This is a genomic window from Salinicola sp. JS01 (genome assembly GCF_030284585.1).
In the GTDB taxonomy this organism is placed as follows: Bacteria; Pseudomonadota; Gammaproteobacteria; order Pseudomonadales; family Halomonadaceae; genus Salinicola.
In genome coordinates, this window is the sequence record NZ_CP127244.1 from 224,159 (window position 1) to 248,642 (window position 24,484).

General features: G+C 67.6%; 32 protein-coding genes. 4 read left to right on the plus strand and 28 right to left on the minus strand.

Annotation, left to right across the window (positions count from 1 at the left end; translation table 11 throughout):
- Nucleotides 1-29: 29 nt before the first annotated feature.
- The 12 genes from QO259_RS01145 to QO259_RS01200 form a co-directional block, all read right to left on the minus strand.
- Nucleotides 30-287, minus strand: coding sequence for a DUF1799 domain-containing protein (locus QO259_RS01145; RefSeq protein ID WP_285951483.1), 258 nt, complete (start codon nt 285-287; stop codon nt 30-32).
- A gap of 95 nt (nt 288-382) precedes the next feature.
- Nucleotides 383-706, minus strand: coding sequence for a hypothetical protein (locus QO259_RS01150; RefSeq protein WP_285951484.1), 324 nt, complete (start codon nt 704-706; stop codon nt 383-385).
- A gap of 193 nt (nt 707-899) precedes the next feature.
- Complete coding sequence (locus QO259_RS01155; RefSeq protein WP_285951485.1) at nt 900-1,844, minus strand: phage tail tube protein; 945 nt, start codon at nt 1,842-1,844, stop codon at nt 900-902.
- A 292-nt stretch (nt 1,845-2,136) separates the two neighbouring features.
- A complete protein-coding gene (locus QO259_RS01160; RefSeq protein ID WP_285951486.1) occupies nt 2,137-2,544 on the minus strand; it encodes a Mor transcription activator family protein in 408 nt (135 codons plus the stop codon).
- Nucleotides 2,545-2,669: 125 nt separating this feature from the next.
- Nucleotides 2,670-3,968: a phage integrase central domain-containing protein gene (locus QO259_RS01165; RefSeq protein WP_285951487.1), complete on the minus strand. Its 1,299-nt coding sequence runs from the start codon at nt 3,966-3,968 to the stop codon at nt 2,670-2,672.
- A 75-nt stretch (nt 3,969-4,043) separates the two neighbouring features.
- The gene (locus tag QO259_RS01170) at nt 4,044-4,292 is read right to left on the minus strand and encodes a DUF4224 domain-containing protein (RefSeq protein ID WP_285951488.1); all 249 of its coding nucleotides are present in this window, start codon (nt 4,290-4,292) and stop codon (nt 4,044-4,046) included.
- A complete protein-coding gene (locus tag QO259_RS01175; protein ID WP_285951489.1) occupies nt 4,282-4,497 on the minus strand; it encodes a TraR/DksA C4-type zinc finger protein in 216 nt (71 codons plus the stop codon). The genes QO259_RS01170 and QO259_RS01175 overlap by 11 nt, the downstream gene beginning before the upstream one ends.
- The gene (locus QO259_RS01180; RefSeq protein ID WP_285951490.1) at nt 4,490-4,711 is read right to left on the minus strand and encodes a hypothetical protein; all 222 of its coding nucleotides are present in this window, start codon (nt 4,709-4,711) and stop codon (nt 4,490-4,492) included. The genes QO259_RS01175 and QO259_RS01180 overlap by 8 nt, the downstream gene beginning before the upstream one ends.
- Nucleotides 4,712-4,778: 67 nt before the next feature.
- Nucleotides 4,779-7,199: a replication endonuclease gene (locus QO259_RS01185; RefSeq protein ID WP_285951491.1), complete on the minus strand. Its 2,421-nt coding sequence runs from the start codon at nt 7,197-7,199 to the stop codon at nt 4,779-4,781.
- Complete coding sequence (locus QO259_RS01190; RefSeq protein WP_285951492.1) at nt 7,196-7,630, minus strand: hypothetical protein; 435 nt, start codon at nt 7,628-7,630, stop codon at nt 7,196-7,198. The genes QO259_RS01185 and QO259_RS01190 overlap by 4 nt, the downstream gene beginning before the upstream one ends.
- Before the next feature lie 8 nt (nt 7,631-7,638).
- Nucleotides 7,639-8,178 carry an ogr/Delta-like zinc finger family protein gene (locus QO259_RS01195; protein ID WP_285951493.1) on the minus strand — a complete coding sequence of 180 codons (540 nt, stop codon included), beginning with the start codon at nt 8,176-8,178 and terminating at the stop codon, nt 7,639-7,641.
- Nucleotides 8,179-8,319: 141 nt separating this feature from the next.
- A complete protein-coding gene (locus QO259_RS01200) occupies nt 8,320-8,547 on the minus strand; it encodes a YlcI/YnfO family protein (RefSeq protein WP_207034505.1) in 228 nt (75 codons plus the stop codon).
- 135 nt (nt 8,548-8,682) lie between these two features.
- Here QO259_RS01200 and QO259_RS01205 point away from each other — a divergent pair, with 135 nt between their 5' ends.
- A complete protein-coding gene (locus tag QO259_RS01205) occupies nt 8,683-9,429 on the plus strand; it encodes an XRE family transcriptional regulator (RefSeq protein ID WP_285951494.1) in 747 nt (248 codons plus the stop codon).
- Between the two features lie 42 nt (nt 9,430-9,471).
- Complete coding sequence (locus tag QO259_RS01210; RefSeq protein WP_285951495.1) at nt 9,472-10,737, plus strand: BAR domain-containing protein; 1,266 nt, start codon at nt 9,472-9,474, stop codon at nt 10,735-10,737.
- 308 nt (nt 10,738-11,045) lie between these two features.
- Here QO259_RS01210 and QO259_RS01215 read toward each other — a convergent pair whose 3' ends face one another.
- Nucleotides 11,046-11,282, minus strand: a complete 237-nt coding sequence (locus QO259_RS01215) for a hypothetical protein (RefSeq protein WP_285951496.1) — start codon at nt 11,280-11,282, stop codon at nt 11,046-11,048.
- Between the two features lie 132 nt (nt 11,283-11,414).
- Nucleotides 11,415-12,215: a hypothetical protein gene (locus tag QO259_RS01220; protein ID WP_285951497.1), complete on the minus strand. Its 801-nt coding sequence runs from the start codon at nt 12,213-12,215 to the stop codon at nt 11,415-11,417.
- A gap of 1,055 nt (nt 12,216-13,270) precedes the next feature.
- Between QO259_RS01220 and QO259_RS01225 the strand changes: the two genes are divergently transcribed.
- The gene (locus tag QO259_RS01225) at nt 13,271-13,621 is read left to right on the plus strand and encodes a LexA family protein (protein ID WP_285951498.1); all 351 of its coding nucleotides are present in this window, start codon (nt 13,271-13,273) and stop codon (nt 13,619-13,621) included.
- 10 nt (nt 13,622-13,631) lie between these two features.
- Here QO259_RS01225 and QO259_RS01230 read toward each other — a convergent pair whose 3' ends face one another.
- From QO259_RS01230 to QO259_RS01240, 3 genes are all read right to left on the minus strand, one after another.
- A complete protein-coding gene (locus QO259_RS01230; protein WP_207034487.1) occupies nt 13,632-14,024 on the minus strand; it encodes a type II toxin-antitoxin system HicB family antitoxin in 393 nt (130 codons plus the stop codon).
- Between the two features lie 3 nt (nt 14,025-14,027).
- Nucleotides 14,028-14,216, minus strand: coding sequence for a type II toxin-antitoxin system HicA family toxin (locus QO259_RS01235; RefSeq protein ID WP_285951499.1), 189 nt, complete (start codon nt 14,214-14,216; stop codon nt 14,028-14,030).
- Between the two features lie 188 nt (nt 14,217-14,404).
- Nucleotides 14,405-15,406 carry an endonuclease gene (locus QO259_RS01240; protein ID WP_285951500.1) on the minus strand — a complete coding sequence of 334 codons (1,002 nt, stop codon included), beginning with the start codon at nt 15,404-15,406 and terminating at the stop codon, nt 14,405-14,407.
- A 161-nt stretch (nt 15,407-15,567) separates the two neighbouring features.
- Here QO259_RS01240 and QO259_RS01245 point away from each other — a divergent pair, with 161 nt between their 5' ends.
- Nucleotides 15,568-16,287 (plus strand): YuaM family protein, encoded by a 720-nt coding sequence (locus QO259_RS01245; protein ID WP_285951501.1) that lies wholly within the window; start codon nt 15,568-15,570, stop codon nt 16,285-16,287.
- Between the two features lie 119 nt (nt 16,288-16,406).
- Here QO259_RS01245 and QO259_RS01250 read toward each other — a convergent pair whose 3' ends face one another.
- From QO259_RS01250 to QO259_RS01300, 11 genes are all read right to left on the minus strand, one after another.
- A complete protein-coding gene (locus QO259_RS01250) occupies nt 16,407-16,826 on the minus strand; it encodes a type II toxin-antitoxin system HicB family antitoxin (protein ID WP_035470482.1) in 420 nt (139 codons plus the stop codon).
- A gap of 20 nt (nt 16,827-16,846) precedes the next feature.
- On the minus strand, nt 16,847-17,038 hold the full coding sequence (locus tag QO259_RS01255) for a type II toxin-antitoxin system HicA family toxin (protein WP_353057313.1): 192 nt from the start codon (nt 17,036-17,038) through the stop codon (nt 16,847-16,849).
- Nucleotides 17,039-17,113: 75 nt separating this feature from the next.
- Nucleotides 17,114-18,115: a contractile injection system protein, VgrG/Pvc8 family gene (locus QO259_RS01260; RefSeq protein WP_285951502.1), complete on the minus strand. Its 1,002-nt coding sequence runs from the start codon at nt 18,113-18,115 to the stop codon at nt 17,114-17,116.
- Nucleotides 18,112-18,555: a phage tail protein gene (locus tag QO259_RS01265; RefSeq protein ID WP_035470479.1), complete on the minus strand. Its 444-nt coding sequence runs from the start codon at nt 18,553-18,555 to the stop codon at nt 18,112-18,114. Before QO259_RS01265 ends, QO259_RS01260 begins: the two co-directional genes overlap by 4 nt.
- A 29-nt stretch (nt 18,556-18,584) precedes the next feature.
- The gene (locus QO259_RS01270) at nt 18,585-20,864 is read right to left on the minus strand and encodes a phage tail tape measure protein (protein WP_285951503.1); all 2,280 of its coding nucleotides are present in this window, start codon (nt 20,862-20,864) and stop codon (nt 18,585-18,587) included.
- Nucleotides 20,818-20,982, minus strand: a complete 165-nt coding sequence (locus QO259_RS01275) for a GpE family phage tail protein (protein WP_285951504.1) — start codon at nt 20,980-20,982, stop codon at nt 20,818-20,820. The genes QO259_RS01270 and QO259_RS01275 overlap by 47 nt, the downstream gene beginning before the upstream one ends.
- A 50-nt stretch (nt 20,983-21,032) precedes the next feature.
- Nucleotides 21,033-21,392: a phage tail assembly protein gene (locus QO259_RS01280; RefSeq protein WP_285951505.1), complete on the minus strand. Its 360-nt coding sequence runs from the start codon at nt 21,390-21,392 to the stop codon at nt 21,033-21,035.
- An 84-nt stretch (nt 21,393-21,476) separates the two neighbouring features.
- Nucleotides 21,477-21,989 (minus strand): phage major tail tube protein, encoded by a 513-nt coding sequence (locus tag QO259_RS01285; protein ID WP_035474376.1) that lies wholly within the window; start codon nt 21,987-21,989, stop codon nt 21,477-21,479.
- 40 nt (nt 21,990-22,029) lie between these two features.
- Nucleotides 22,030-23,214: a phage tail sheath protein gene (locus tag QO259_RS01290; RefSeq protein WP_285951506.1), complete on the minus strand. Its 1,185-nt coding sequence runs from the start codon at nt 23,212-23,214 to the stop codon at nt 22,030-22,032.
- A gap of 121 nt (nt 23,215-23,335) precedes the next feature.
- Nucleotides 23,336-23,752, minus strand: a complete 417-nt coding sequence (locus tag QO259_RS01295) for a PIN-like domain-containing protein (protein WP_035474373.1) — start codon at nt 23,750-23,752, stop codon at nt 23,336-23,338.
- Nucleotides 23,736-24,419 carry a MerR family transcriptional regulator gene (locus QO259_RS01300; RefSeq protein WP_285951507.1) on the minus strand — a complete coding sequence of 228 codons (684 nt, stop codon included), beginning with the start codon at nt 24,417-24,419 and terminating at the stop codon, nt 23,736-23,738. The genes QO259_RS01295 and QO259_RS01300 overlap by 17 nt, the downstream gene beginning before the upstream one ends.
- Between the last annotated feature and the right edge of the window lie 65 nt (nt 24,420-24,484).

The window sequence follows — 24,484 nt, forward strand, 5'->3', positions numbered from 1 at the left end:
CGAAAGTGTGCTCCTGCAGCCCTTTTCAGTTAGGTCTCCCGCATCGCCTCCAGCGCCCCGCGCTCAAGCCTTCGAACCTGCTGAAAGCGCGCCTGGGCCTGCCCGGGGGTGACACCGGAGAGCTCCATCACCACCTTGAGGGCGGCGTAGTCGAGCCCGCTGACGCCGCCCATCGGCGTCTGTTTCCATTGGGTCGCGCAGTCGAGGAAGAGCGCCAGCGCCTCCCAGTTCTCCGGCAGCACCGCGAAGGTCTCGGGGGTGTCGTCGAGACTCAGCGTCTCGGGCACCCGGATGCCCAGCTCGGCGCACTCGCGGCGGAATTCGGCCGCGCTGCGTGCCGGCGGGCGCCGGGCGCCCCGGGCCCAGAAGGCGCCGGCGTCGATCAGGTTCTGGGCCGGTTCTTTTTTGTGATGCTGTCGTGGTAGGCGCTGATCAGGGCGACACTCGCTGCCGGGTCGTTCTTGACCGCCTCGCACAGCGCTTCGCCGACCAGCGGCTCGCCGTGCTCGCCCGGCACTTCGATGTCACTGACCCCGACCAGCACCGCGTCGAGCAGCTTGGTCTCTTCCGGCAGGTGCTGGGCCTCGTCGTGGGGCAGCACCTTGAAGGTGGCGGTGAAGCGCCCGGTCTGCTCCTTGCCCTGTTCGTCGTAGAGGGTGACGACGACCGGCTGCTGGTAGGTGCGCTTGGGATTGAGTGTGAACATGGGTGGCACTCCTGTGGATCAACGATATGAAAGAGGCTTTCCTGGCGCTGCCGGCGTCGCCGGCGGCTTCGGGCCGGCTAAACAGCGGCCGGCTAGAAAGTCGCCCCGGGACCGGCGCTGACGGCGACGGCGTCTTCGGGCCGGCTAAACAGCGGCCGGCTAAACAGCGCCCCCGGGGCTGGCGCTGCCGGCGTCAGCGGCAGACGATGCGCACTTCGTCGTCGCCGACGATCGGTTCCGGGGTGTAGGGAATCGTCAGCATCTGGTCGCCTTCGTCGTCGGCGTAGCTCGGCGCCTGGATGGTGACCCGCGGCAGGTTGAGTTGCAGCGTCTTGCCGGCTTCGGTGCCGTGGGCGAAGACGATCGGGCCCGGTTCGCGGGCGAGGGCACGCTGGAAGAAGTTGATCTCGCCGACGCCCGGGTCGTCGATCTGCATCGAGCCGGTGGGGGCGCGCCCGGTGATGGCGACGTCGTTGGCGTCGACCACGGTGCGGTGGCGGGTCTGGACCGCCATGTCGAGGCTGAACTGGCTGAACGGGGTCGACTCGCGGCCGAACACGCTGAGGTCGGTGTTGGTGCTGTTGATCGCCAGCGGCGCCTGCCAGGCGTCGAGGTCCACCGTCGGAAGCGCGGCGTCGACGATCGGGCGTAGCAGCGCCATGAAGGTGACGGTCATGGTCGGCACGCTCTGGGCGTTGAGCGCGAACTGCACCGTGCCGCGGGCGCCGCGGCCTTCGTGCAGGGTCTTGTCGACATGGCAGTAGAGGCGCCCGGAGGCTTCGTTGTCCGACACCGGGGTGTAGACGACCTGGGCCGGGGTGTCGCCGTCGGCGGCGATCAGGGTCTCGGCGAAGCCGCAGGCGCGCAGCAGGCTGCCCCACGGCGGCGCGCTGCCGGCGCTCTGCGGCGGCACCATCTCGACCGCGAGCTGCACCTGCATGTGCTTCTCGCCGGGCAGGCTGGGGGTGTTGCCGTAGTAGGGGCGGATCACGCTGCGCTGGATGTCGTCGCCGGAGAGCGGCGTCACCTCGATCGAGGTGGGCTGGATCGCCGCCATCTCGGCGGGCATGGCCTCGGCGTTGTAGCTCGCTTCGAGCCCGAAGCGAATCACGCGGCGGTTGGTTTTCTGGTTGCTCACGTCAAGTCTCCCCGCCGGTCGGCGGCTGATGGAACGTTGGCTCCGGCGCGGGGCACGGATGGCCGGTTGCTGGTCGGACAGGGCTCAGGATGCCGGCCGCGGCGGGGGCGACCCAGTTAAGGCGGTTTACGAAAGGTGGGGTGTGTGTGGCCGGGCTGGGGCAGCGCCGCGCCAGGGCGCTGTGAACCCTTCCCTGGGCGTGACTTCCGCCATCCCTGGCGTCAGACCCTGGCTTCAGCGCTGCCCCGGCCCGACCGACGTCGTGTCGCTGATCTTTCTGGCGCCCGGCCGCCTAGAGCAGGGCGCGCTGGCGCCGTTCCCGCGCCAGCCGCCGTTGCCGGGCGATGATGGCGTAGACATGGATCTCGCTGAGCTGGTGATGCGCGGCCAGGGCGGTGATGCTGGCGCGGGTGCCGTCGAAGGTTTCGAACATCTCGCGGTCGCGCAGCGCGGTCTCCAGCCGCTGGCCCCGGGGCAGATAGAAGGAGTGGCCGCCGTGGTGGGCGGCCAGCGCGCGCACCGTGGTGAAGGCCCAGTGGCGCGCCTGGGCCGGCTCGGCGCCGGCGTCGCCGAAGGTGCGCTCGAGGGTGTGGATCAGCTCCATGAGCCCGCTGGGCCACTTGGCCAGCAGCGCCGGGTCGTTGGGGGCGGCCGTGGCGTCGTCGGGGATCGCCGGGAACAGCTCGAAGGTCTCGGTCATCGCTCTCGCCTCCGGGGCGCGCGGGCTGGGCCCGGCGCCGGGGTGTTCGATCGGGGGTTGTCGTGTCGGCGGGTGTCGTCTCTTGTCTCCGCACCTCGGGTCACCGCGCCGCTGTTCACCACGTCTCAGACAGCCTCGGCGCGATAGCCGGGCCAGGGCACCAGGGGGACGCTCAGGTCGTAGACATCCATCATCGCCGCCGAGCGGTGGCCGCTGGCTTCGAGCTTGTCGTGGCGGGTGCCGGCGGTGTCGGTGATGCCGCGGCGCTTGAGGTCGTGCAGGCCGAAGCGCTGCTCGGGGCGGATCACACGCTCGGCGATGGCGAGCCGGATGAAGCGCTGCCAGGCGCTGTCGAGGCTCGATTTCTGCAGCGCGGCGCCGTCGGCGGCGACGATCAGCGGGCGCGCGGCGGCCTCCTTGGGTACCGGCAGGGCACGGGCGCGCCACAGGGCGTCGCGGTGGCGGGTGGCGGCGTCCCAGGCGTGGCGCAGGCGCGGGTACCAGCGGATCACGCTGTCGCGGCTGCCCTTGCGGCGGTTGGTGTGCACGCCCGCCGGGGTGTGGTGGGCATCGGTGAGGGTGACCACTTCGATCCCGCGCAGGCGGCAGATATAGGCCAGCTCCATCACGATCCAGAGATAGGGGGCGCAGGCGCCGGCCTCGCCCCGGCGGCGCTGGCCGCGTTCGCGGGCGAAGGCGGTCAGCGCGTCGATGGTCTCCAGCTCGGGCAGCCGCCGGCGGCGGCGCTCGCGGGCGGCTTCGACGCCACGCGCCGGGTTGGTGTCGCAGTAGCCGCGGTTGATGCCCCAGCGGAACAGCCGGCGCAGGTAGCGCAGCAGGTGGTTGGCCTTGGCCGGGGTGCCGTCGCTGGCGATGCGGTCGACCAGACGCTGGACCAGCGCCGGCTGGAACTGGCGCGTGGGCAGCTCGCCCAGGGGCTTGCCCAGCTTGGTCGGCATCTCGATCAGCAGCTTGCGGCACCAGGCGTAGTCCTGCTGGGTGCGCGGGGCGAGCTGCTGGAACTGCTCGGCGGCGTGGAAGGCGGCGGCGAGATAGGCCAGCGAGTCGCGCGCCAGCCCGTCGCGCTCGGCGGCGATCTGGCGCAGCTCGTCCAGGGTCGCCTGGGCGTCGGCGACGTTGCGCCGGCGCAGGCGGTTGGCTTCGTCGCGGAACTGCAGGTACCAGCGCCCGCGCCCCCGGGCATCGAAGTAGATCCCCGGCGGCAGCCGCGTCTGGTCGATATGCGCGGGGATCGCCGGGTGATAGCGCCGGCGGCCGCTCTCACCGCGGGGCGGGGCGGCTGACGATCGCGCGGCGTGATCAGCTTCGCCGCGGTGTCGGGCGGCGTTATCAGCTTCACCGCGGCGTCGGGCGGTATGGCGCGCTTCACCGCGGCTTTGGGCGGTATAGAGAGCAGCGGGCATGGTGGCTTCCTTGTTCTGGTTCAGGTCTGGCTTGGGTCTGGTTCGGGTCTGGTTCGGGTCGCGTGACGCGCCAGGTCACAGCACCTGGCGCGGGTCGAGGGTGTCGTTGGCGGCGTGGCCGCCGAGCCCACCGGCCTGATTGATCAGGTCGAGGGTGGTCCAGGGCCCGCGGCGGCCGTGGAACACCCGCACGCCCTGCTCGCGCAGGCAGCGGGCGATATCCGCCGGGCGCTGGTAGCCGGTGATCTGGCGCAGCGCCTCGCAGCCGAGCACGCCGGCATGCGGGCCGGTGTCGGCATCCCTCAAGGCTCGATCAGCGCACATGGCGAAGCCTCCGTTCACGCAGCGACTGGCAGTCGATGCAGGTGTCGGTCCAGGGCGCGGCGGCGCGCCGGGCGGCGGGAATCTCCTCGCCGCAGTCGGCGCACTCGGGGGCGCCGGTCTGGGTCTCGGGCAGCCGGTGGCGGGCCAGCGACTGGGCGAGATGGCGCTCGATCACAGCGCCGGCGTTGTCGGCCAGATCAGCCATGGGTCAGCTCCTGAACGTGCTGGCCATCGCGGTAGGCGCAGCGGTGGTGGGTCACGGCCTGGCGTAGCGCTTCTTCACTGTCGAAGGCGATCACCAGGGCGTAGCGGTGGCGGGTGGCGCCGCTCATGTCGCTGAGTACGGCCAGCTCGCCGGCTTCCTGCAGGGTGCCGCGGGCGATCTTCTCGGCGCCGCTGGCGGGGTGGGTCGTGGTCATATTCGGACTCCTGTTCGGGTTCGTTGTCGGGTTCGTTGTCGGGTTCGGTGGCATGGGGCTCTCCGGGTCAGCGGGTCGCGGGCACGCCGTCACCGGCGCTCGGCCCGGCAAAGCGGCCGGCGGTGGGCGCCGGTGGGCGTGATGTGTGGCGCCGAGCGAGGGCACGGATCAGGCGCTGCTCGTGGTCGGCGTTTTCCACCTCGGCGCGGGCGGCTTCGCTGGCGCGCCATTCGTGGTAACGGGAGAGCTGCTCGGCCAGCGCTTCTGGGCTCGGCTCACGCGGGGTGAGCAGATGGCGCGGCACCGGGCTCGGCCGCGTGTTGGTTTGGGAAGCGGGGGCCGTACCGCTCGGCCGCGTCGTGGTCTTATGAGAAGCGGGGTCCGTACAGTTAGTGACACAAGTCCAAGGGTCGGCGGCTGCGCCGCCTCCCGAAAATCCACCCACGCCGCCCATGGCCAGGCCGCGCTTGGGGCGCACCTCCCAGCGGTAGAGGCGGGTGAGGTACTCGGCGGTGTGGCCCCGGCGGTCGCTGACCACCAGCCCCTTGGGCACGCGGATCTCATCGCCGTAGCGGCCGCGTTCGATTCGCCCCGGGTCGACCTCGCCGCTGGCGTGGCTGAAGGCGTCTTCGCCCGTCTGGGAACGGCGGAAGGCGGGGATCGACCACGGCTTGATCGGCTGGCACTTGCGCGGCGCGTTGGGCCCGCCCATCAGCCGCAGATAGCGGTCCCACTGGCCGGCCAGGGCGGCGGCGCGCACCCGGCGCAGCACCCGGGCGATGCTGGGGCGCGGGCGGGTGGCGGCTTCCCACTGGTCCAGGGCGTCCGCCTGGCGTTCGGTCAGGCGTCTTACTTCGCGCCATACGGTGACGCTGGGCAGGCCCAGGAACTGGAACTGGCGGATGCCCCAGGTCGCCGCCCACGCCTCGATGCGCGGGGCGGCGTCGGTCAGCGCCTGGCCGTAGCGGTCGAGGTGGTCGCCCTCGACCCCGGCACGGGCGAACTGCTCGCCGTTGAGGTTCTTGGAGATGTACTTGGCCACGTAGCCGGCGGCGGTGCCGCGGGCTGGGTCGATGGTCTCGGCCTTGAAGCGCGCATCTGTCTTATTGCCGACGCGGTCGTAGAGCTCTTCCGGCGACTCCGCCTCGGCGTAGCCGCGCAGGGTCGCCGTCACCGCCGCGGCGTGTTCTGGCTTGGTCCATACCAGCAGGTGCCAGTGGGGGGTGCCGTCGTGGTGCGGTTCGACCACGCGGATGCCGTAGATGCCCAGGCCCTCCCGGGCCAGCGAGGCGCGCGCCTTGGCCCACAGCGCCTGCAGGTGCTGCTGCGCCTCGCGCGGGGTGCTGCCGTCGTACTTCGGGTTGCGCTGGGCGCTGGCGGCGAGCACCGGGTGAAAGCGGCTGGGCGCGGTCAGGGTGAAGAAGAGCCCGACATGGCCCAGGCGCCGCGCTTCGACCTCGGTATCGCGGATGCGCAGCATCAGCTCGGCGCGGCGGTGGTCCGGGTTGGCCAGCCCCAGCTCGGCCAGCTCGGCCAGGGTGTAGGTCTGGCCCGCCTGGTTGATCGCCTCCAGCGTCTCCAGCAGCGCACGGTTGCGCACCTTCTGGGCGCGGCGGCGGGTGAGCGTCAGCTCGCTGCAGTAGATCCCTGCACGTTTGTGCACCCGGCGCGCTTCGCGCAGCACCTGCTCCAGGCGCCGCCCGGCGAGACGCCGCAACTGGCGCCGCCACCAGCGCTCACAGCTCAAGCGGGCGAGCTGGGCCGCCGGCTTGAGCCGCAGGCTGGGCGGGGCGATGCCGTGGTGGCGGGCGCGGGTCCGGGCGCGTTCCAGCGCCAGGTTGTCGGCCACGGCCAGGGTCATCAGCGGAGCGCGCTGCCAAGTGAAGAGAGAAAGCGCCGGCACGCCGGGGCGCGGCGGGGTCAGCGGGTTGGGGCCACGGGCGATCAGCCCGGCGCGGGCCCGGGCCTGGGCGGAGAGGCTCGACCCCGGCAGCCGCGGCAGGCGGCGCGGCGGCGGCAGCAGGCCCAGGCGCTGGCGGCGGTTGTGGTTGGCGATATTGGCGACGAGCTGATGGCGCACGTCCTCCACGCCCCGGGCCTGGGCGCGGGCGTAGTCGATCAGGGCGTCATCGTCGTGGCTGGCGTTGAAGGCGCCCAGGGTCAGGCGGCGCTCGACCGTCTCCAGCCAGGCGCAGCCGGCGGCGATGCCATCGAGCGGCGTCTCGGCCTGGCGGCGTAGCTCCGCGAAGGCGCGGCGCAGGTCGGCGGCCAGGGGCGGAAAGCGCCGGCACACCCGCTCCGGCTCGATCAGCCCAGCGGCCCGACGTGCCAGCCAACGGTTGCCGGCGGCGTTACCGTGGCGAGTGGCCACGGCGACGAAGCCGGCGGCCAGCGCCTCGGCCAGCGACGGCAGGCGCTCGAAGAAGCCCTGACGCCACTGCCGGCACTCGGGGGTGCCGAAGGTATGAGACGTCTCTATCGCGCTCACGGCTCACCTCGTTCGATCAGCCCCAGCCAGTGGCGGGCGCCGGGGGTATCGCCGCGATCCAGCGCGCGGCGAGCATTGGCGGCCAGCGCCCGGCTGGGGTGCGGCTGGCGGGCGTTCGGCTGGCTACCCAGGCAGGCGTGCAGCGCCTGGGCATAGCGGCTCATGCGGCCGATAGCCGCGCGGATCGCGTCGCGCTCCACTTGGCTCAGCGCGGCAATGGCGGCCTCGGCATCCCGCGGATGCAGCCCGGCGCTGGCGGCGATCGTCTTGCGCTCGCCCAGCTTCAGCCCGGCCCACAGCGCGGCCAGATCCTCATCGGCACAGCGCGCGTGCAGCTCGGCGCGCAGGGCGCCGAAGCCGGCGCGGCCATCCGGCTGGAGGTCGTCGGCGGGCGGCTGAGCGGGAGACGAGAGGCGTTGGGGAGCGCGCATGGCGGACCTCACGGATGCCGGGGCGTGGCGGCGTCGGTTTCGGTGGCGGGCTCGACGACCTCAGCCTCACGGGTCGGCAGCGGCGCGGCGGTCGGGGCCGGGCGGTAGGGCAGATGCGCCGCCAGACGGCGGGCATAGCCCGGGTTGGGGATGCCGCTGGGGCTCACCGTCTCCAGCACCACGTAATCGCCCTGGCCGATCCAGCCGCAGGGGCCGAAGGTGCAGTGCAGATAGGCCATCCGGTAGTCCGGCAGCAGCTGCTTGGAAGAGCGCACCCGGCAGCGCGAGTGGCACGCCGGGCAGCGCCACTGCGGGCGGGTCTCGTCGGTATCCGTGGCCGCCACCACCTGCTGGCGGGCCTGCTGGGCCGCCGGGGTGAGCGCCGAGGGCGTGGTGGTCTTGCGCACGCTGTGCTGCGCCTGACCGCACCAGCCGCAGGCCGGCTCGGTGCACTGCTGGTAGCTCGTATCGGGCCCGCCCGGCAGATGCCGGGAGTGGCGCAGCCGGCTCGGCGCGCCGCATTCAGGGCAGGTCCAGAGATTGCGCATCGGCGCTCACCTCACCAAGAGAGAAGAAGAGAGAAGAAAAGCGGCACCGGGAGATCGACGGGCGTCGGCGCGTTCACCCAATGGCACGTTCACCCACCGGCACGTTCACCCACTGGCACGTTCGCGCATTCGGCCCGTGCCCTAGGACGCACCGGCGGTGTCGGCGTGGCGGGCACCGGGGGCTGCCAGCGGTGCCGCTTCCTGCTGGGCCAGACCGCGCAGCGCGAGCAGGCGCACGGTGGCCGAGAGCGAACGCCCCTCCTCGGCGGCGAGCGCCTTGAAGCGGTCGCGCTCCGCCGGGGTGAGCTGGGTCATCACCTGGCAGCGGCAGCCGTTGGGCGAGCGGTTAACGGGCGACTGAGACGTCATGTGATATTCTCCCTTGTGGAATCTTGAGCACGTCGGCGCCGGTAGGTCCGGGGCGGTGCTGAGTGCACGTTTGTGCATCTAATGGGAGAGGCTATTGCGCGAACGTGCAATTGTCAAAGGGTGAGAGGGAGAAAAGTGCACGTTTCTGACCGCCTCAAGCAGGAGAGACACCGGCTTTCCCTGTCGCAGGAAGAGCTGGCGCGGCTGTGCGGCGTCTCCAAGCGCGCCCAGGCGAGCTACGAGAGTGGCGAGCGCAGCCCGCGAGCGGAGTACCTAGAAGCCGCCGCCGGCGCCGGCGTGGATGTGCACTTTGTCTTGACGGGTATCGTCTTGGCGGGCCAGAGCCAGAGCGCGGCGGGGGATGCCGCCTGGGCGGCTAATCCCCCCGCGGCACAGGACGGCGTGCGCGAGGCGGGGATGCACTATCTGAGCGGCGACCGCGCTTCGAGCGGCGCTGACCTTCACCCCAACGGCACGCTGCCGGTGCCGATGTACGACATCGAAGCCGCCGCCGGCGCGGGGCGCATCTTCGACGCCGAGCGCATCGAAGCGACCTTCTACCTGCCCGCCGCGCTGTTCGAGGCCGACGGTGTCGACCCCGCCCAGGTGGTCGGCGTCACCGCCCGCGGCGACTCCATGGGCGACACCATCCGCGACCGCGAGCAGGTGCTGGTCAACCGCGCCCAGCGCACGCCGGATGGCGTCTTCCTGCTGCGCATGGATGACGAGCTACGCCTCAAACGGGTGCAGCGCGTCGCCGGCGGCGCCTGGATACTGATCAGCGACAACCCGGCCTACGAGCGCGAACTGATCAAGCCTGATGACCTCGCCTCGGTGGAGATCATCGGCCAGTGCTGGAGGAAGGTGGGGCGGGTGTTTTGAGAAATTTTATTTAAGAAAATAAAAACCTACGCTGGGGTATTTATGCAATCGCGCTTTTTTTGTGAGTTACGGTATACTTTGAGTCAACCCACTCATTCCTCGAAGGAGACTAGCTATTTTGTCTTTGAAGCCAAAGGCGGCTCTCAATACAAGGTTGGTGGGGTCTCTGTATCTGGCAAATTGAAAGATGGCTCCGCAGTCTACAAGCCTAATGAGAAAGACGACCCGGACAGCAACGACTACAGACATCGCATTGAAGGTGATTTCTTTGAAGGTGATGTGAGTATTAGGTTCGAATTTGAATACAACCTAATCTCTGAGGAAGCCTATCTCGGCGGAGGAGTGTGGACCGAATATGGCCCCAGTGACAAGCTGAGGCAGAAGTATAACGTGGTCTTAAAAGGTGAGGGGGCACCGTTCGATTCGAATGTATTTTTCTCTTCCATTTTTGAGGAAAGAAAGGCGCTTGAGGATAGCTACAAATCTCTCCAGGAAAGTAATAATAGGTTGTATGAGAGACTTAATGAACAGTCGTCAAAGTTGTCAGAGGTTGAGAAATTAATAGCCTCTCACAAGTTGTCAGTCCAGAAGTTTTCTGAAGTTACCTCTCATGCCGAAAAGTTGGGTTCTGATGCATCTTCTCTGCTCAAACTTCTTACAGATGAAAAAAATCAAGCATCGACGGCTAGGCAAAATTTCGAAGATGAAGTTTCCAAAATTTCAGTATTGAACACCAAGTCAGAAAAAGCGCTTGGGACTGCGGATTCTACTCTTGAGAAAGCCAACGCGGTATTAGGGCGTTCAGTTTCAGCGGGACTTGCTCAAGCATTTGTTAAGAGAAAGAGAGAGGCCTCGACTCTCAAATGGGTTTATGATGTCGCCTTTCTATTTAGTGTATGTGTCGCGATAGGTTTTGCGATTAGTTTTTTTGTTGATTATTTTGGTGACAATCTCACTCCCGATCAGTCAATTGCCAAAGTGGTGACGCATTTCCCCATACTTGCTCTGTTTGTTTGGCTAGGTGTTTTCGTTGCAAAAAAATCAGCGGCGATGTCCCGACTGGAAGAGTTTTACGCCCAAAAGCAAGCCCTAGCCGAGTCTTTTGAGGGTTATCGTGAGGAGATTGAAAAACTACCTGATGATGAGCGGGGCAAGGAAGATTTGATACGACTTATGACGATAAATCTTTTGTCTATAAGCCGAGACTCTTCCGAGGTTCTTGATAAAGTGGCTGGTGAGAAACAGCATCCACTACAGGAGCTGTTTACTGATGTAATGGCTAGAATGGTTGGTAAAGGACCCAAATAAGGCACACTAAGTGTAGCCGCTTCTCCCTCCACAGCACCTATCCGCGATTCGCTCACCGCATCGGTGAGCTTCGCATCGACGATCCGCCGGGGACATGGATCTCGCCGATCCGACGGCAGGCGGACGACCCGCAGCTGACCTTCGATAGTGTGTGGTGGGGCTACAAGTCGAAGTGGGCGGGGGAGACTGCGCCGACGCCGATCAATGCCCAGGTGGAAGCGGGCCGGCTCGCGCTTCTATCAAGAGGCATTTCAGCAGCCGCACTTCCTATGCCGGGCCGGCTGTTAGCCGCTTTTCTTTGCGGGCATCTAGACCGAGCGCGCCGATAGCAAGCTGGAGGTGGCAATTATCACCGAGCCGGCGCGCCAGGCGGCGGCGCTGAACACGCCCAAGTGGGGGCGCTCGGTGCAGTTGAAGATATGCTCTTGGCCGCCGAGCACGCGGGAGTAGCGCTCGTCCAGAGCGCACCACTCCTCGCAGACCACGACCCAGTGGGTGAGGGGCGATTTCTTCGACGCTAGCGCGATGCCGTTGACGCTGCTCATCGGGAGTCCTGTGTCGGGTGAACCTTGCCATCATCGGCAGCGGGAGCGGTGGCTTGATCCCGCGGTCAAGCGCCAAGGCAGAGCCCGTTGCCGCCACGCTCGCCCCGCGATCAGGCCATAGCGAGTGCCCCCCTACCGTCGCCCCGCCTTCTGCTTCAAGGCGGCGTAGTCGCCGACGATCAGCGAGTCGCTGGAGAGGCGGAAGTGGCCCGCATCGTCTGGGGCGGGGTAGTAGATAGCTGTGATGAAAGCCCCGACATCCGTCATGACGGCGGTGGTCTCATCGCTGGGCATATAGGGCACCAGCGCCAGGGTGCTGAGCCGCTTGCAGTCGGCCGAGGCTGCCTGCGCTGCCGGGATTGGGGCGGCGTTCTTGTCGAACAGCCAGAGCTGCAGGGTGTCGGTCTGACAGGTTGGCGGGCCGAACTGCTCTGCGTCATCTTGCCGAGCGGCTTCCAGCAGCGGCGCTTCGGCGAGGGCAGCCATGCTACCGGCCTTTGGATCGCCATAGCGGCGGGTGATACTGAGTTCGATCATGTCGCCGTCGGCGTTACCCAAGAGGTTGGCCTTATATAGCGGATGGCGTTGCCGGCGCAGGCTGGGGTCCGCCTCTTCTTCCGGTGTCAACGGGGTGGCGTAGAGGCTGTAGCTCAGCGCTGCCGGCGCGTCTGAGGCGGCTGCCTGCGACGGGGTCTCGTACAGCGTGGCCCCGTGGCCGTGCGACTCGCGGTAGTCTTGCAGGAACGCCTGATAGGTGGTGCGCGCACTGGCCATCGGCATGCCCAGGTGCAGGCTCTCGCCCCACGCGGTCTCCGGCGCGTCGCAGTGTCCGAGCAGATGGCAGGCGTTGCCATAGGGGGCAGTGGCGGCCCCGGCGCTGGGGGCGAGGCAGAGAAGGGCCAGTGCCGTGAGTGCTGCTGCTGTGCGTGCCATGGATGTCCTCTTGGAGTGGTGCCGTCTCGGCGCGGCCGGCTTACTTTAATCAGCTTGGAAAAAATCCGCTACGGTATGTGGCGTTATGCCGAGGTGCGAATTATAGTTTGAGACAGTCTTCAAGCGCGTCCCGCTGGCTTGTTGGCGTCCTGGATTGGGTTCTCTCGCCCGCGTGTCCCCCGCGGGCTTTTTTTTCGTCTGCAGTTTGGGGTGGCGTCAGCGCGCGGCGGCCTCGCGGTCAGGGCCGGGCTGCCGGAGCGGGGTTACGCAGCATCACGCGACGCCGCCGTTTTGGCACTACATATTGAATTTCCTAATAAGCGAATTTAATACTGGAAACTGCCGGCGCAGGCCCTAAAATCGCCACCGCTTCAGGGATGTGGCGCTGTCCACAGGTGGCGGGCAGTCGGGACGATAAGTAGGGATACTTATGACGCTCGCCGTGGATGTGCCGACTGGCAACAGTCGGCCGTTACTTTTGGTAACAAATCCTTTTTACGGATTTCCATACATCAGTATCGCTAATCATGATTAGGGTCTATGCTGCAGGCGTCCAGTGAAGGACGCTCGCTAGGAACCTGAACACGGACGTTCCGATGCCAAGGATGTACGGTGCGCGAGGGCCGTAGGAGGCAGCACCTTCCGGCAGTGCTGACTGGGGGCCCTCGCGCTTGCGCTTTGGCCCTCTTTTATTGGCCGGGCCATCGCTGCGCCGGTTTTCTCGTCTTCTGTTTCCCGCTTTCTCTTTCCCGTTTTCCCTTTTCCGTTTTTCCTTTCTGGTCTGTTCTCCCCGGGGGTTCTCTGCCCGTCTGTCCTGCTCGGGTTTGCTACCCCTGTTTGTGCTGTCGTCTGTTTGCCCGCGTCTGCCCGTCTTTGCCTGTACGTGCCCGCCGTCTGGCGCTTGGGCATCTCTTTTCGCGTCGTTGCGTTGCGGGCGGCTTTTCTTGTTGTGCTGTATGCGTATACAGTATCTGGAAGAACAAGCGGTCGGCCGCCGGGCGAGTGCGTGGCGAGCGCGATGGCACAACGATGACTGGGTCGAGGTGGATGACGCGATGCAGGTGCAATATCTGGGGCCGCTGATGCTGGGGCTGGGCCATCCGGCGCTGACGGGATATGACCTCAATAGCTTTCCGCCGAGCTGCTATGCGGTGGAGCTGGGCCCGGCGGCGGGCTGCGAGGGGCCGCTGATCGAGGGGGATGTGCTGATCGTCGATGAGGATCGCCTGCCGACCCATGAGGATCTGATCGTGGCCAAGCTGGAGGGGGAGCACCTGCTGGGCCGGGTGTGGCGGATCGGCGGCCGGGTGCGGCTGATCCCGCTGCAGGGCCATGAGTCGCTGTTCGTGAGCGGTGAGGTGCTGCGCGGGGTGGTGGTGAGCCAGGCGCGGCGCTATGTGTGTTGAGCGGGCGTGTTCAGCGCGGCTCGCTCATCTCATGCTGAGCCGCCATGGCCAGAAAGGCGGAGCGGCTGAGGTGGCGCGCTTTGGCTGCGTGATCGATCTTGGCCACCAGCGACTCGGGCAGGCTGATATTGACGCGCACGGCGCGGTGACTGAGCTTGGACAGATCGATATCGATCAGCATCCAGTAGCCATCCTGAAAATCCGCATGGTCCGCCCAGGTTTCCGGCGTCGACGGGGGCGGGATGGCCATGTCTTCGCCGTCGAAGTAGACCTCGACCGCTTCTTGAGCCAGACGCGGTAGCTCTGAGAGTTCGTCCGCGGCCGAGAAGCAGCCGGGGAAGTCGGGAAAGGTCACGCCGTAGGCGCTGTCGCGATCCTTGTGAATGTAGGCGGGGTAGAGCATCCGTTACCTCCAGATCCAGCCGGCTTGACGATAGATGTTGCGCAGCGTGCCGGTGGCGAGATCCTTGCGCGGGTGCGGGACAACGACGTGAACCGGCTTGTCAGGGTGTTTGAATTTCATATGATCGCCTTTGCCGCCGACGTGATGCCAGCCTTCGGCTTCCAACCGTTTGATCACGTCCGCGCTTTTCATGTTGTGTATTTTTGCGCAAATTTCGGCGCCGGGTCAATGCGCTCTCAGAGGGTGTTTACAAATTCGGCGAGCGAAGGTAAGACAAGGCAAAATCGGTCGAAAAAGCGGAGTTTACACGGGGTAAATGAGCATTTTGAGGCCGATTTTAACGCCGTATTGTCGAGCGCAGGCATTTTGTAAACACCCTCTCAGCCGCAGAGCGCTTCGCAGGGCGTGCCGTCGCCGTCGCCATCCAGGCGGGTGTTGCCGCACTGGGTCAGGTGGTAGCGCGCTTCTTCGCAGGAGCGCATCTTGCCGCAGGTCTTGCGTGGGGTGCAGCTGAAGGCGGCGGCCGCTGCGCGTTCGGGCTCGAGCGAGCTGTTGCCGCGGGTTTTCGTCCAGGCCGGCGCCTCGGTGCTGCTGCTTTTCTCTGTCTTCTCTCCGCTCTTCTCTTGGCTATTCCCTTGGGCCTTCTCGCCCGGTGTGTCGCTCTCGACATAGGGGTTGCCGCTGCCTTGGATCCTGGCGATGCGGCGGTTGCGTTCACGCTCCCAGGCGCTCACCGGGTCGGCCTTGGCCCAGGCCTGGAAGAGCTGCTGCTGTTGCCGCCCGATCTGGATGCCGTAGGTGTCGCGCATGTACCAGTAGGTGCGGGCGATGTCGCCGCGTACCGCCGCCGGCGGTTCGAAGGTGCGCTCGGGGAAGTCGACCTTGGCCGGGCACTGGCCGTATTGGTAGGCGTCGGCGCTGGTGGCCATGCCGTAGCGCATGTTGGAGCGGTCGCCGTTCACTTCGCCCACCGAGGGCACCAGGTTGACCAGATCGGCCTCGGCCTGACGAAACACCGGATCGTTGGCGCGGCAGTGGCGGCGGCCGCCTTCCTGCCAGCACTGGCGCTGCCGGCCGAAGTCGTAGGCGGGCATGACGTGTTCCCACTCGATGCGCGCGGCGCGCTTGGGCTGCTTGCGAATCTGGTAGCCGCAGCTGGCGAGATCCGGGCCTGTGTCGAAGTCGAAGGCGCAGTCGCAGTAGAAGGTGCGGTCCTGGTCGACGTAGACCTCGCTTTCCGCCAGGCGCTTGGCGGCGGAGAAGGAGCTGGGCGGCGCGGCCTGCGCCGGCGGGGTGGCCAGCGGGGTCAAAAGGCAGAGCGCGACCAGGGCGAGGGAGAGGCCGCGTATGGGCGACAGACAGAGTGCGGAAACAGCGCGCATGCTTGATTAGAATCCTTTGATTTAGCAGGCGCGCATTGTAGAGGCCCGGCCGCGGCGATGCATGCCGAGGGCGATTCAGGCCGGAAAGAGGCATGCCGGAAAGCGGTATGCCAGAAAAAGGGATGCCGGAGCGGGGATAGGCTCGAGACGACGGAGGTGGCATGGGGGAGGCAGTCAAGCTGCTCACGGTGTTGGACCGGCTGGCGCAGTATCGGCCGGCGGGGCATCAGGCGCCGTTCGAGCGCCGCGTGAATCGCGGGGCGACCTGGGCGCTGGTGGCCGGGGGTGTACTGCTCGCGCTGCTCGGGGGGCTGGTGCTCGTGCATCTGACCCTCGGCCCGCTGCCCGCGGCGTTCCGCTGGGTGGCGCTCGGGCTGGGGCTGCTGGCGCAGCTGGTGTCGCTGGTGCCGCTGTGTGTGCCGATCCTGCTCGCCGGGCGGCTGCTGGTGTGCTGGCGGCGGATCGCGCGGGAGGATCTGATTCGCGAGTTTCGCCACGACCGGGCGGCGGTCGATCGGCTCGCCGGCTTCTCCACCGCGGCGCTGGCCGAGGTGCAGCCGTGGCTGGAGATCAAGGTGCGGCGGCTGGACCGGCGGGTGATGCTTTTCTTCGGCTCGCCCACCGCGGGCGTCTCGCTGTTTCTGCTTGCCTCCAGCGCGATCGAGGCGCTGGGCGGATTCGGCGTGCTCTCGGCGCTCTCACCGGCCGGCATCGCGTGGAGCCGCGCGGGCGCGCTCCAGCTTGCCGCGCTGGTCGCCGTCTGCCTGCTGCTGGGGCTCTCCCTCGGCGCCATGGCGCAGCGCTGGCTGGCGACGCGGTATGCCTTTCAGGCGGAGCTGGTGGGGCTGGCGCTGCAGCGGCGCTCGGCGCGAAGGGCATAAACCGCGATGCCGAGAACGGCGGCAGGGGCGTTACTGGATGAAGCCGACAGGAAGAACGTCTAGTTGGCGGTGTCATCTCGCGTTTTGTGGCGCCTCTCTCGGGGATCGGCCTCACGCGCTCAGACGTCCTTACGGGCTCTGGTCAGTTCCTGTAGGGCGATGCGGGCGAGGAAGCCGGAACGGGTCTTGTCGCCATCGTGGGTGGCGACGAATTCGTCGATGCGTTTGACCAGCAGGTCGGGCAGGGTGACGTTGATCTTGTGGCTCTTGCCCAGGTAGGGCGTCACGTCGATATCGACCACGGCCCAGATCCAGCCGGCGAAGTCCGGGTTGTCGAGGTGGTGCTCGAGACTCGTCGCCTGCGGAATCGGGTCGCCGACGTCGACCGCCGTCTCGAGCCACCCGGCGATGGCTTCATGCACGTTGGCCAGGGCTTCCTCGAGGGTGTCACCCGCCGAGAAGCAGCCAGGCAGGTCGGGAACGGCGACACCGTAGGCGTGCTGTGCGTCGCCGCGCTCGATGGCAATGGGAAACAACATGGCGTCTCTCCTCACGGGCCTCAGTCGAGGCCTGCGCTTTTCCTGATGCCTTTGACCAGCCCCGTTTTCAGATCCTTCTTGGGGTGGGGCACCGTGACCGTGCCGGGCTTGATAGGGTGCCTGAAGTGGTGGTGGCTGCCGTTGACTCTGACTAGCGCCCAGCCATCACGCTCAAGCTCCCGAATGAGGGCCCTGCTATCCACACTCAGCACCCCTGATCATTGGGCTCGGGGTTATAGTAACTCCGAAAAAGCGGTGGCGTCATCCTGTGTTACCCGCGTGCCTCCTCACCCACCCCGCAGTTCGCAGCTGAGCTGGGTGAGGTAGCCGTTGTCGTCGAGGCTTTCGGTGGTCTGGGTGACCAGCCAGGCGCGTTCGTCGATCCCGGCCTTGAAGCCGCGCAGGGTGAGCGGGGTCTCGGGATTGATGTCGGCGCGGCCGCGGGCCAGGGTGAGGTCGAGGCTGGCCTGGCCGCGCTGCAGGCGGCGCCATTCGGCTTCGGCGGCGTGGCGGGCGTCGGCGGCGCTGGCGTAGGTGTCGCGCAGGGTCTTGGGCTTGGCCTCAATGCCGACCTGGACCGCCTGACGCTCGGCGCCGGCGGTGTCGTTCCAGTGCGCGATCACCCCGGTGTGGTCGTCGCGGTCGCTCTGGGTGAAGCGGTGGCGGTCGCCGTCGCGGCGGGTGAGCACCACGCCGGGCAGGGCCAGGCCGCTGGCGCTGAGCCCTTCGCCGGCGCGGGTGAAGAGCAGGTGGCCGGCCTTGATCGTGGCGATGGCGTCGAAGCGCTGGCCGAGCCGGGTGAGGAAGTTGAGGTCGGATTCGTCGGTCTGGTCGATGTGTTCGAGGCGGATGCCGGCGAGGGTGTCGCCGACCACCGGGGTGAGATCGTGGCGCGTGGCGAGGGTCTCGATCAGCTGGGCCAGGGTGAGGTCGTGCCAGGATTGCGAGCGCTTGCCGGGGAGCTGCTGGCGCAGGTTGGCGGCGCGGGCGCGCAGCTGGAGGCGGTCCGGTGCGCCGCTGTGTTCGACTTCGTCGACGATGAAGGTGCCGCGGCTGGCCAGGCCGCTGTCGTGCCAGCCGAGGGCGAGTTCGAGGGTGGCGCCATGCGGCGGCAGCGCCAGGCGACCGTCGTGGTCGGCGAGGGTGAGGGTGAGCTGATCCGCTTCGCCGCCGCGCTGGCGGGTGAGGCGCAGGGCGATTAGCCGGCCATTGACCCGCGGGGTGATGTCTTCGCCACCCAGGCTGAGACGGTAGTCGGGGCGCGCGGCGCCGCTGACCGTGGTGCTCATGCGTAGGCTCCGTTGAGGCGCGAGAGGCTCTCGGCGGTGAGGCTGCCGAGCAGGTCGAGGCGAGTGTCGTCGACCCGTTCCAGGCTGAGGCTGAAGTCGAGCCTGCCGGCGGCGCCGTCGCGGTGGAACTGGCTGGCGGTCTCGTCGACCTGGGTGATTACCCACAGCCCGTACTGGCGCCCGGTGCCTTCGATCAGCGGCCAGGCGTCGCCCTGGCTGGCCATCTGGCGCAGGGCGTCGAGCTCGAGGCGGCCGCCGGTGAATTCCGGCAGCAGGGTGCCGCTGAGGGTCAAGGTGTCGCTGCCCGGGCCGAGATATTGATAGGCCGGGCGCGCGCCGACCCGGGACTGGGCGGCATGGCGCCAGGCGCTGGTGCGCTGGAGCTGCTGGTAGGGCACCGAGCGCGTTTCGAATACGAACATACCGAGGGCCATGAGCATGGTGCTCTCCTGTGATCCGGTGGGGCCGCTTATTCTCGATCCCACATCGACGAACGGTGATACGCGGCCCGCTCGCGCTGCGCCTGCTCGAGGGCGCGCTGCACTTCCTGGGCGACCTGGCGCGCCAGGGCGTTTTCGTCCATGCCGGGGGCGGCGTGGATATGGATATCGCCGATCTGGACGCGGTTGTCGCTGACCGCGGGCGGGGCACTGGCGGCCAGCGGGGCGCGGGTATCGAGGGTGATCGGGGCCACGCCGGGTAGGGCGAAGTCGATGGCGAACGGCGGCTGCGCGCTGGCCGGCACGGCGGCGGCGGCCAGGGTGAGCCCGGCACCGGCCTGCGTCACCTGTTTGGCGATCTCGACCATCCGCCGAACGGGCTCATGACGCTGGCGATCGATACCCTGATTGAATCCCTCGACGGTCGAGCCGCCGATCGCGCGAAACACCTTCGAGGGTGAATTGATGTCGAGCCTATCGCTGACACCCTGGATGACAGTCTGGGCCATGTTGCTGGCGCGATCTTTGACCGCAGAGGCCGCATTCTTGATGCCATCGCCAAGGCTAGTGGCGACATTCTTGCCCGCGTCGAGCATGCGGTTGGGCAGCGACTTGAGATAGCCGATGGCGGCGTCCCACTTCTCCTTGAGCTGACCCATCAGGTCCCAGTCGGTGACCAGTTCGACGACCGCGTCGATGGCGCGGCCGGGGGCCGTCTCGAACCAGTTCCAGAGCTCGGTGATGCCTTTCCAGGCGCTCTTGAGGCCGTTGACGATGGCGTCCGAAAGGGTGCTCATGCTGGCCGGCACTTCGATGCCGAGCTTGTCGAGGGTGGCGACGATGCCCTGGTAGATCAGCCCCAGCGGTGACCAGTTGGCGAGCAGCTGCATGACGCTGCCGATGCCGCCTGCGAAGGCGTCCTTGACCTGCTGCCAGCGCTGGCTGAACCACTCGCTGATCGCGCCCCAGTGGCGGTAGATCTGGTAGGCGGCGACGCCGAGGGCGGCGACCGCGGCGACGATGGCGAGGATCGTCAGCGTGGCCGGGTTGAACCCGAGCAGCGTGAGCACGCCGCTGAGCGCGGTGAGCGGGGCGAGCACGGCGCCGATGCCGCTGGCGAGCAGCCCCACGGTGGCGAGGATGCCGCCGAGCACGCCGAGGAACTGGGCCAGCAGCGTGGTCAGCTCGGGGTTGTCGTCGATCCAGCCGGCGATGCCGCGGGTGATCTCGGCGATGCCCTTGATCAGGTCGCGCAGGGCGCCGTCGTTGGCCGCAGCGAAGGCGATGCTGGTCTCTTCCCAGGCCGCCTGCAGGGCGTCGAGGTCGCCGCTCAGGTCGTCCACCTCGCGGCGCGCGGCGCGCAGGTTGGTGCCGCTGAGATCGGGCACGACGGCGGCCGGAGCGGCGTTGGCCGTTGAGTTGGTGATGGCTGCTGAGTTGATGATGGCCGCCGGGGCCGGGCGTGTCGCGCTCGTCGCGGTGGGGAGCACGGCGGCGCGTGCCGGGACGCTGGCCTGACGGGCGGCGCTGAGCCGCTCGGCGATGAGGGCGTCGGCGAAGCGGGCCATGGCGCCGTCGGCGGCGAGGTCGACCCCGGCGTTGCGGGCCAGCGCGCTGGTGCGGGAGACGCTCGCGACCAGCTCGTCACCGTTGGCCTGGGCGAGCAGCACCATGTCGCCGAGGGAGGCCTGGATCGCCGCCGGGCTGACCTGGCGCTGGAGCAGGGCAGCCTGGGCCGCGGCGATCTGGGTGGCGCCGAAGCCGGATTGGGTGCCGAGCTCGCGGGCCTGCTGGGCCAGCGCCTGGGCACGCGGGGCGTCGCGGGTGAAGCCGCCGGCGCGGCGCACGTGGCGCTGCTCGCGCTGGAACGCCAGGGCGGGGCCGAGCAGGGTCTTGGCGCCCTGGATCAGACTGCCGAACCCCAGCCCGCCGCTGGGGAGTTCGACGGGTTGCGGTCGCGGGCGGGCCCGTGCCGTGGTCGTCGTAGCGGTTGTCGTAGCCGTCGTCGCCTCGAGAGACGGCGCCGGTAGCGCGCGTCTGGCCTGGGCGACCCGGGCCGCCGGCGGCGGCAGTGCTGGGGCGGCGGCGGGGGCCGGCAGCAGACGCTGCTGGCGCACCATCGTCTGGCGCAGCTGATCGAGGGCGTCGCGCAGGCGGGCGCTGTCAGCAACGGTGGTAGCGTCCGGCGATACGCCGGCGGATGCCGCCGGACGGACAACACGCGGCGCTTCGCGACGCAGGCGCGTCAGCGGGGCGGTGAGCTTAGCGACGCCGGCGAGCAGCGCCGGGAGGGGGAGGTTGCGCGCCATGGGATTCCTCTGCAGATGAGCGTTGGCGGGCGCGCTCGCGCCACTCCATCAGTTCGCGCAGGCTGAAGTCCGCGCAGTCCGTGGGGGTCCAGTGGAAGACGATGGCCAGGTCGGCCATCGCGTCTTCAACCTGGGCCGGCAGCGCGATCTCGGCCGCGCCGCGCCGCGTCAGGCGGTCTCGCCCCGCGCCCGCTTCGAGAGCAAAAAACCGGCGATGTCGCTGCCGCACTGGACCAGGTCGGCCGGGTCCATCTGGCGCGCTTCGTGCTCGGTCAGGCTGGGCTGGGAGAGCCGCGGGATCAGCTTGATCAGGGCGTCGGTCTGCATCTGCAGCACGTCGGCCAGGTTGACCCCGCGCAGCTCGCCGGCGCTCGGCTTGCGCAGCACGATCTCGTCGATACGCTGCTCGCCGCGCACGATCGGCGTGTCGAGGGCGATGGTGGCGCGGGTGCCGTCGGCGACGGTCTTGTCAGCGTCGATATCAGCGGTTTTGTCAGCGGCGGTAGTCGCGTTCTGGGCTTGGCTCATGGGTGTCTCTCGCTGGTGATCGTGGGGTGAGGGGGGCGTCGGGCGGCGTCAGCGGCGGGGAGGCCACCGCTGACGGGGCGCGGCTTAGATGCCCAGCGCCTGGCGGCGGCGCGCCAGGCGGTCGTCGCCGTTGACCTTGAACACGTAGTTGGGCAGGTCGATCTCGATCTTGGTCACGCCACCGATCACCAGCTTGTAGTAGCTCAGGGTGCTGGTGATCTTGTGCTCGGTGTTCTCGCCGTCCTGGGCGTCGCCGAAGTCGATCTCGGTGTGGCGGCCGCGCATCACCACCTCGACCGCGACCACCTCGTCGGTGTCGTCACGCTCGTAGCTGCCGGTCATGCGCAGCAGGTCGGCGTCGAGGCGCGAGGCGCCGAAGTTGTCGAAGATCGACTCGACCAGTCCGCCCACGGTCCACTGGCAGGTCATCAGGCCGTCCATGCCCATGTCGATGCCGACGCTGCCGTCCATGCCGCCGCCGCGCCACTCCTCGATCTTGCGCGTGAGGGTGGGCAGGGTGACCGACTGGATCTGGCCCTGGTAGCTGTCGCCGTTGCCGAACAGGTTCAGCGCTTTGAGTTTCTTGGGAAGTGCCATCGATCAATGCTCCTAAAGGGTCTCGGGGCCGAACCGGCGCTCAGGCGCTCGCGGCGACACGGGTGGCGAAGTCGGCGAGATAGGTGTCGGTGATGCGCTGCTGGAAGCCGAGGTCCTCGAGCGGCGGCACCGGGGTGTAGTCGTAGTCGATGCGCAGCTTGCCGGCCTTGAGGCTCTCGCGGGTGTTGAGCGACTCGTTGAGCCAGGCGCGGCCGTCGATGATCAGGCCCAGCGCCTTGAGCTCGGCGAACTTGGCGTTGATGCCTTCGATGATGTCGCGGGCCAGCGAGGCGTGCAGCGGCTTGTCCACCGCCCACAGGTGGGCCTCGGCGATGGTGTCGGCGAGGATCTGCGCGGTGCGGGTGTAGTTCTCGAACGGGAACAGCGACTGCGGCCCGGCGCAGGTGCGCGAGCCCCAGAAGCGGAAGCCGCCCTGGTTGACCAGGGTGGTGACGTCGGCGGCGTTGAGCAGGCCGGCGTCGGTGGCGGCGGACTGCAGGTCCCAGAAGACGTCGCGGTCGATCCCGGTGACGCCGTTGACGACCACGTTGGAGAGCGTCTTGTGCCAGCCGATCTCCTGGTCGAGCTTGGCGCGCAGGCCCAGCGCCACGGCCACCGGGCTACGCGGGGCGGTGGCGGCGGTGTCGGCATCGAAGGCTTCGAACTGCGGCCAGATCAGCATCAGCTCGCGGGCGCCGAACTGGTCGCGGTAGGCGGTGGCGTCGGCCAGCGTCTCGCAGCCGTGGGCGTAGGCGTAGCCGAAGGCGCGCAGCGACTGCAGCAGCGGCACCAGGGCGGTGGTCACTTCCGGGGTGTCGAGTGCCGGGCAGCCGATCAGGCGCGGGGTCACGCCGAGCTTCTGCTTGGCTGTCATCAGCGCCTGCAGGCCGGTGCGCTGGCCGCTGTCGGTGGTGGTGCCGATCACGTTGGCGCTGGTTTCGGTGGCGTCCGCACCCTCGGCGACGCGCACCACGACCACGATCGGGCGCGCCTGTTCGGCGATGGCGCTGAGCGCGCCTTTCAAGGTGCCGCTGCTGCCGGCCTGGCCGATGGCGGTGGTGATATCGGTGACCAGCGCCGGGCGGTCGAGGGGGAAGGCGGTCGCGTCGGCGTCGGCGGCGGTGGCGACGATGCCGATCACCGCGGTGGAGATCGTGCGCAGGGTGCGCGTGCCGTCGTTGACTTCCGAGACGCGCACGCCGTGATGGTATTGGTCGAGTGCCATGAGGGGTTCCTGATCAGGGTAACGGGGCTGTCAGGGGCTCATGGTGTGGGGGATGGTAGTCTGGAGCGAGCGGGGGGCGGTGTGGAGTGGGGGAAGACAGCGGAAGGCAGTCGGAGAAAGATTATGGATGCAAACGGCGCCCCTTGAGTCTTGGGGTATAGGCCCAGGGTACGTCGTACCATGTTGGGTGGATGGTTGTTGTGGCTAACCGTGAAATATCGGGCCACCACTTGAGAAGACGCATGGCCTCTTCCCAACCGCGGTGTTTCGACCACTGCTTATCGAGATGAAATACCGTCAGCCCGGCATTTCGAAAGGCCTGTATTTCCGGATCGTTCTTGTCGAACTTGTCCTTGGAGAGAATGACCCAGTTGCCTTCGTCGATCAGCGTTGGCAGCCATACCTCGTCAAGTGTGCCGGGCCCGCCGAACTTGTCGCTGACATGTTGGATGGTGTGGTTTTCAGGTAGAAGACTCTGCAGATGATGCAGAGCGATGGCGAGGTGTCGGCTGAGGTTTTCGTCAATGAAGATGTGCACCCGCAGCCATCCTTTTTTCAAAGTTCGCGGCGCGAGTGACTTCATCCTCGGTGATCTCGAAGTACCGAGCGACGGCCTCGGCGTCATCTCCCTCGGCGGCGTAGGCCTTGGCCAGCGTACGGGTGGGTAGGTAGCTGGGTAGCACATATGGCTTGCCGAATCCGCGCTTCGGGTCGAGCTGGATCTGCGGATCCGCTGGATCCGGCCGCCACGCGACCGGGGTCTGGCTGTCATCGAAGGAGATGCTGGCCAGGAGAGACGGATTCACGAACTCGGCGATAACTTTCTGACGCTTGGCGAGGTCGGATAGCCACTCCTCACCGCTGGCATCGAGGGTCTGGATGAAGACATCCTTGCCGTCGGTTGCCAGACGTGGGTTGGTCAAGGGGTAGTCGACCCGATAGTGGCTCTTCAGGTTCTCCAGCGCACGTCGGATCGTGGGCAGCGACACGCCTTGCCGCTTGAGCGCCCACACCGCCTTGGCTTCGAGCAGATCTCGAAAGCTCAAGGCGTCCGTGGCCCCCTCGGCTTCCGGCTCGGGATGCCAGAGTGGTGTGTGGGTGTGGTCATCACACAGCAACCAGCGCCGGAGCGTGCGGGAATCGATGCCAGTCAGCGCCGCCGCTTGCTTGGGGCTGTAGAGCCCAATACCTGTGAGTGATGCCATACGTCCTCCCCTCTGCCATGAAAAGCCCCGCCCGCAGGGCGGGTGGGGACTGAGTCGGGTGTGGC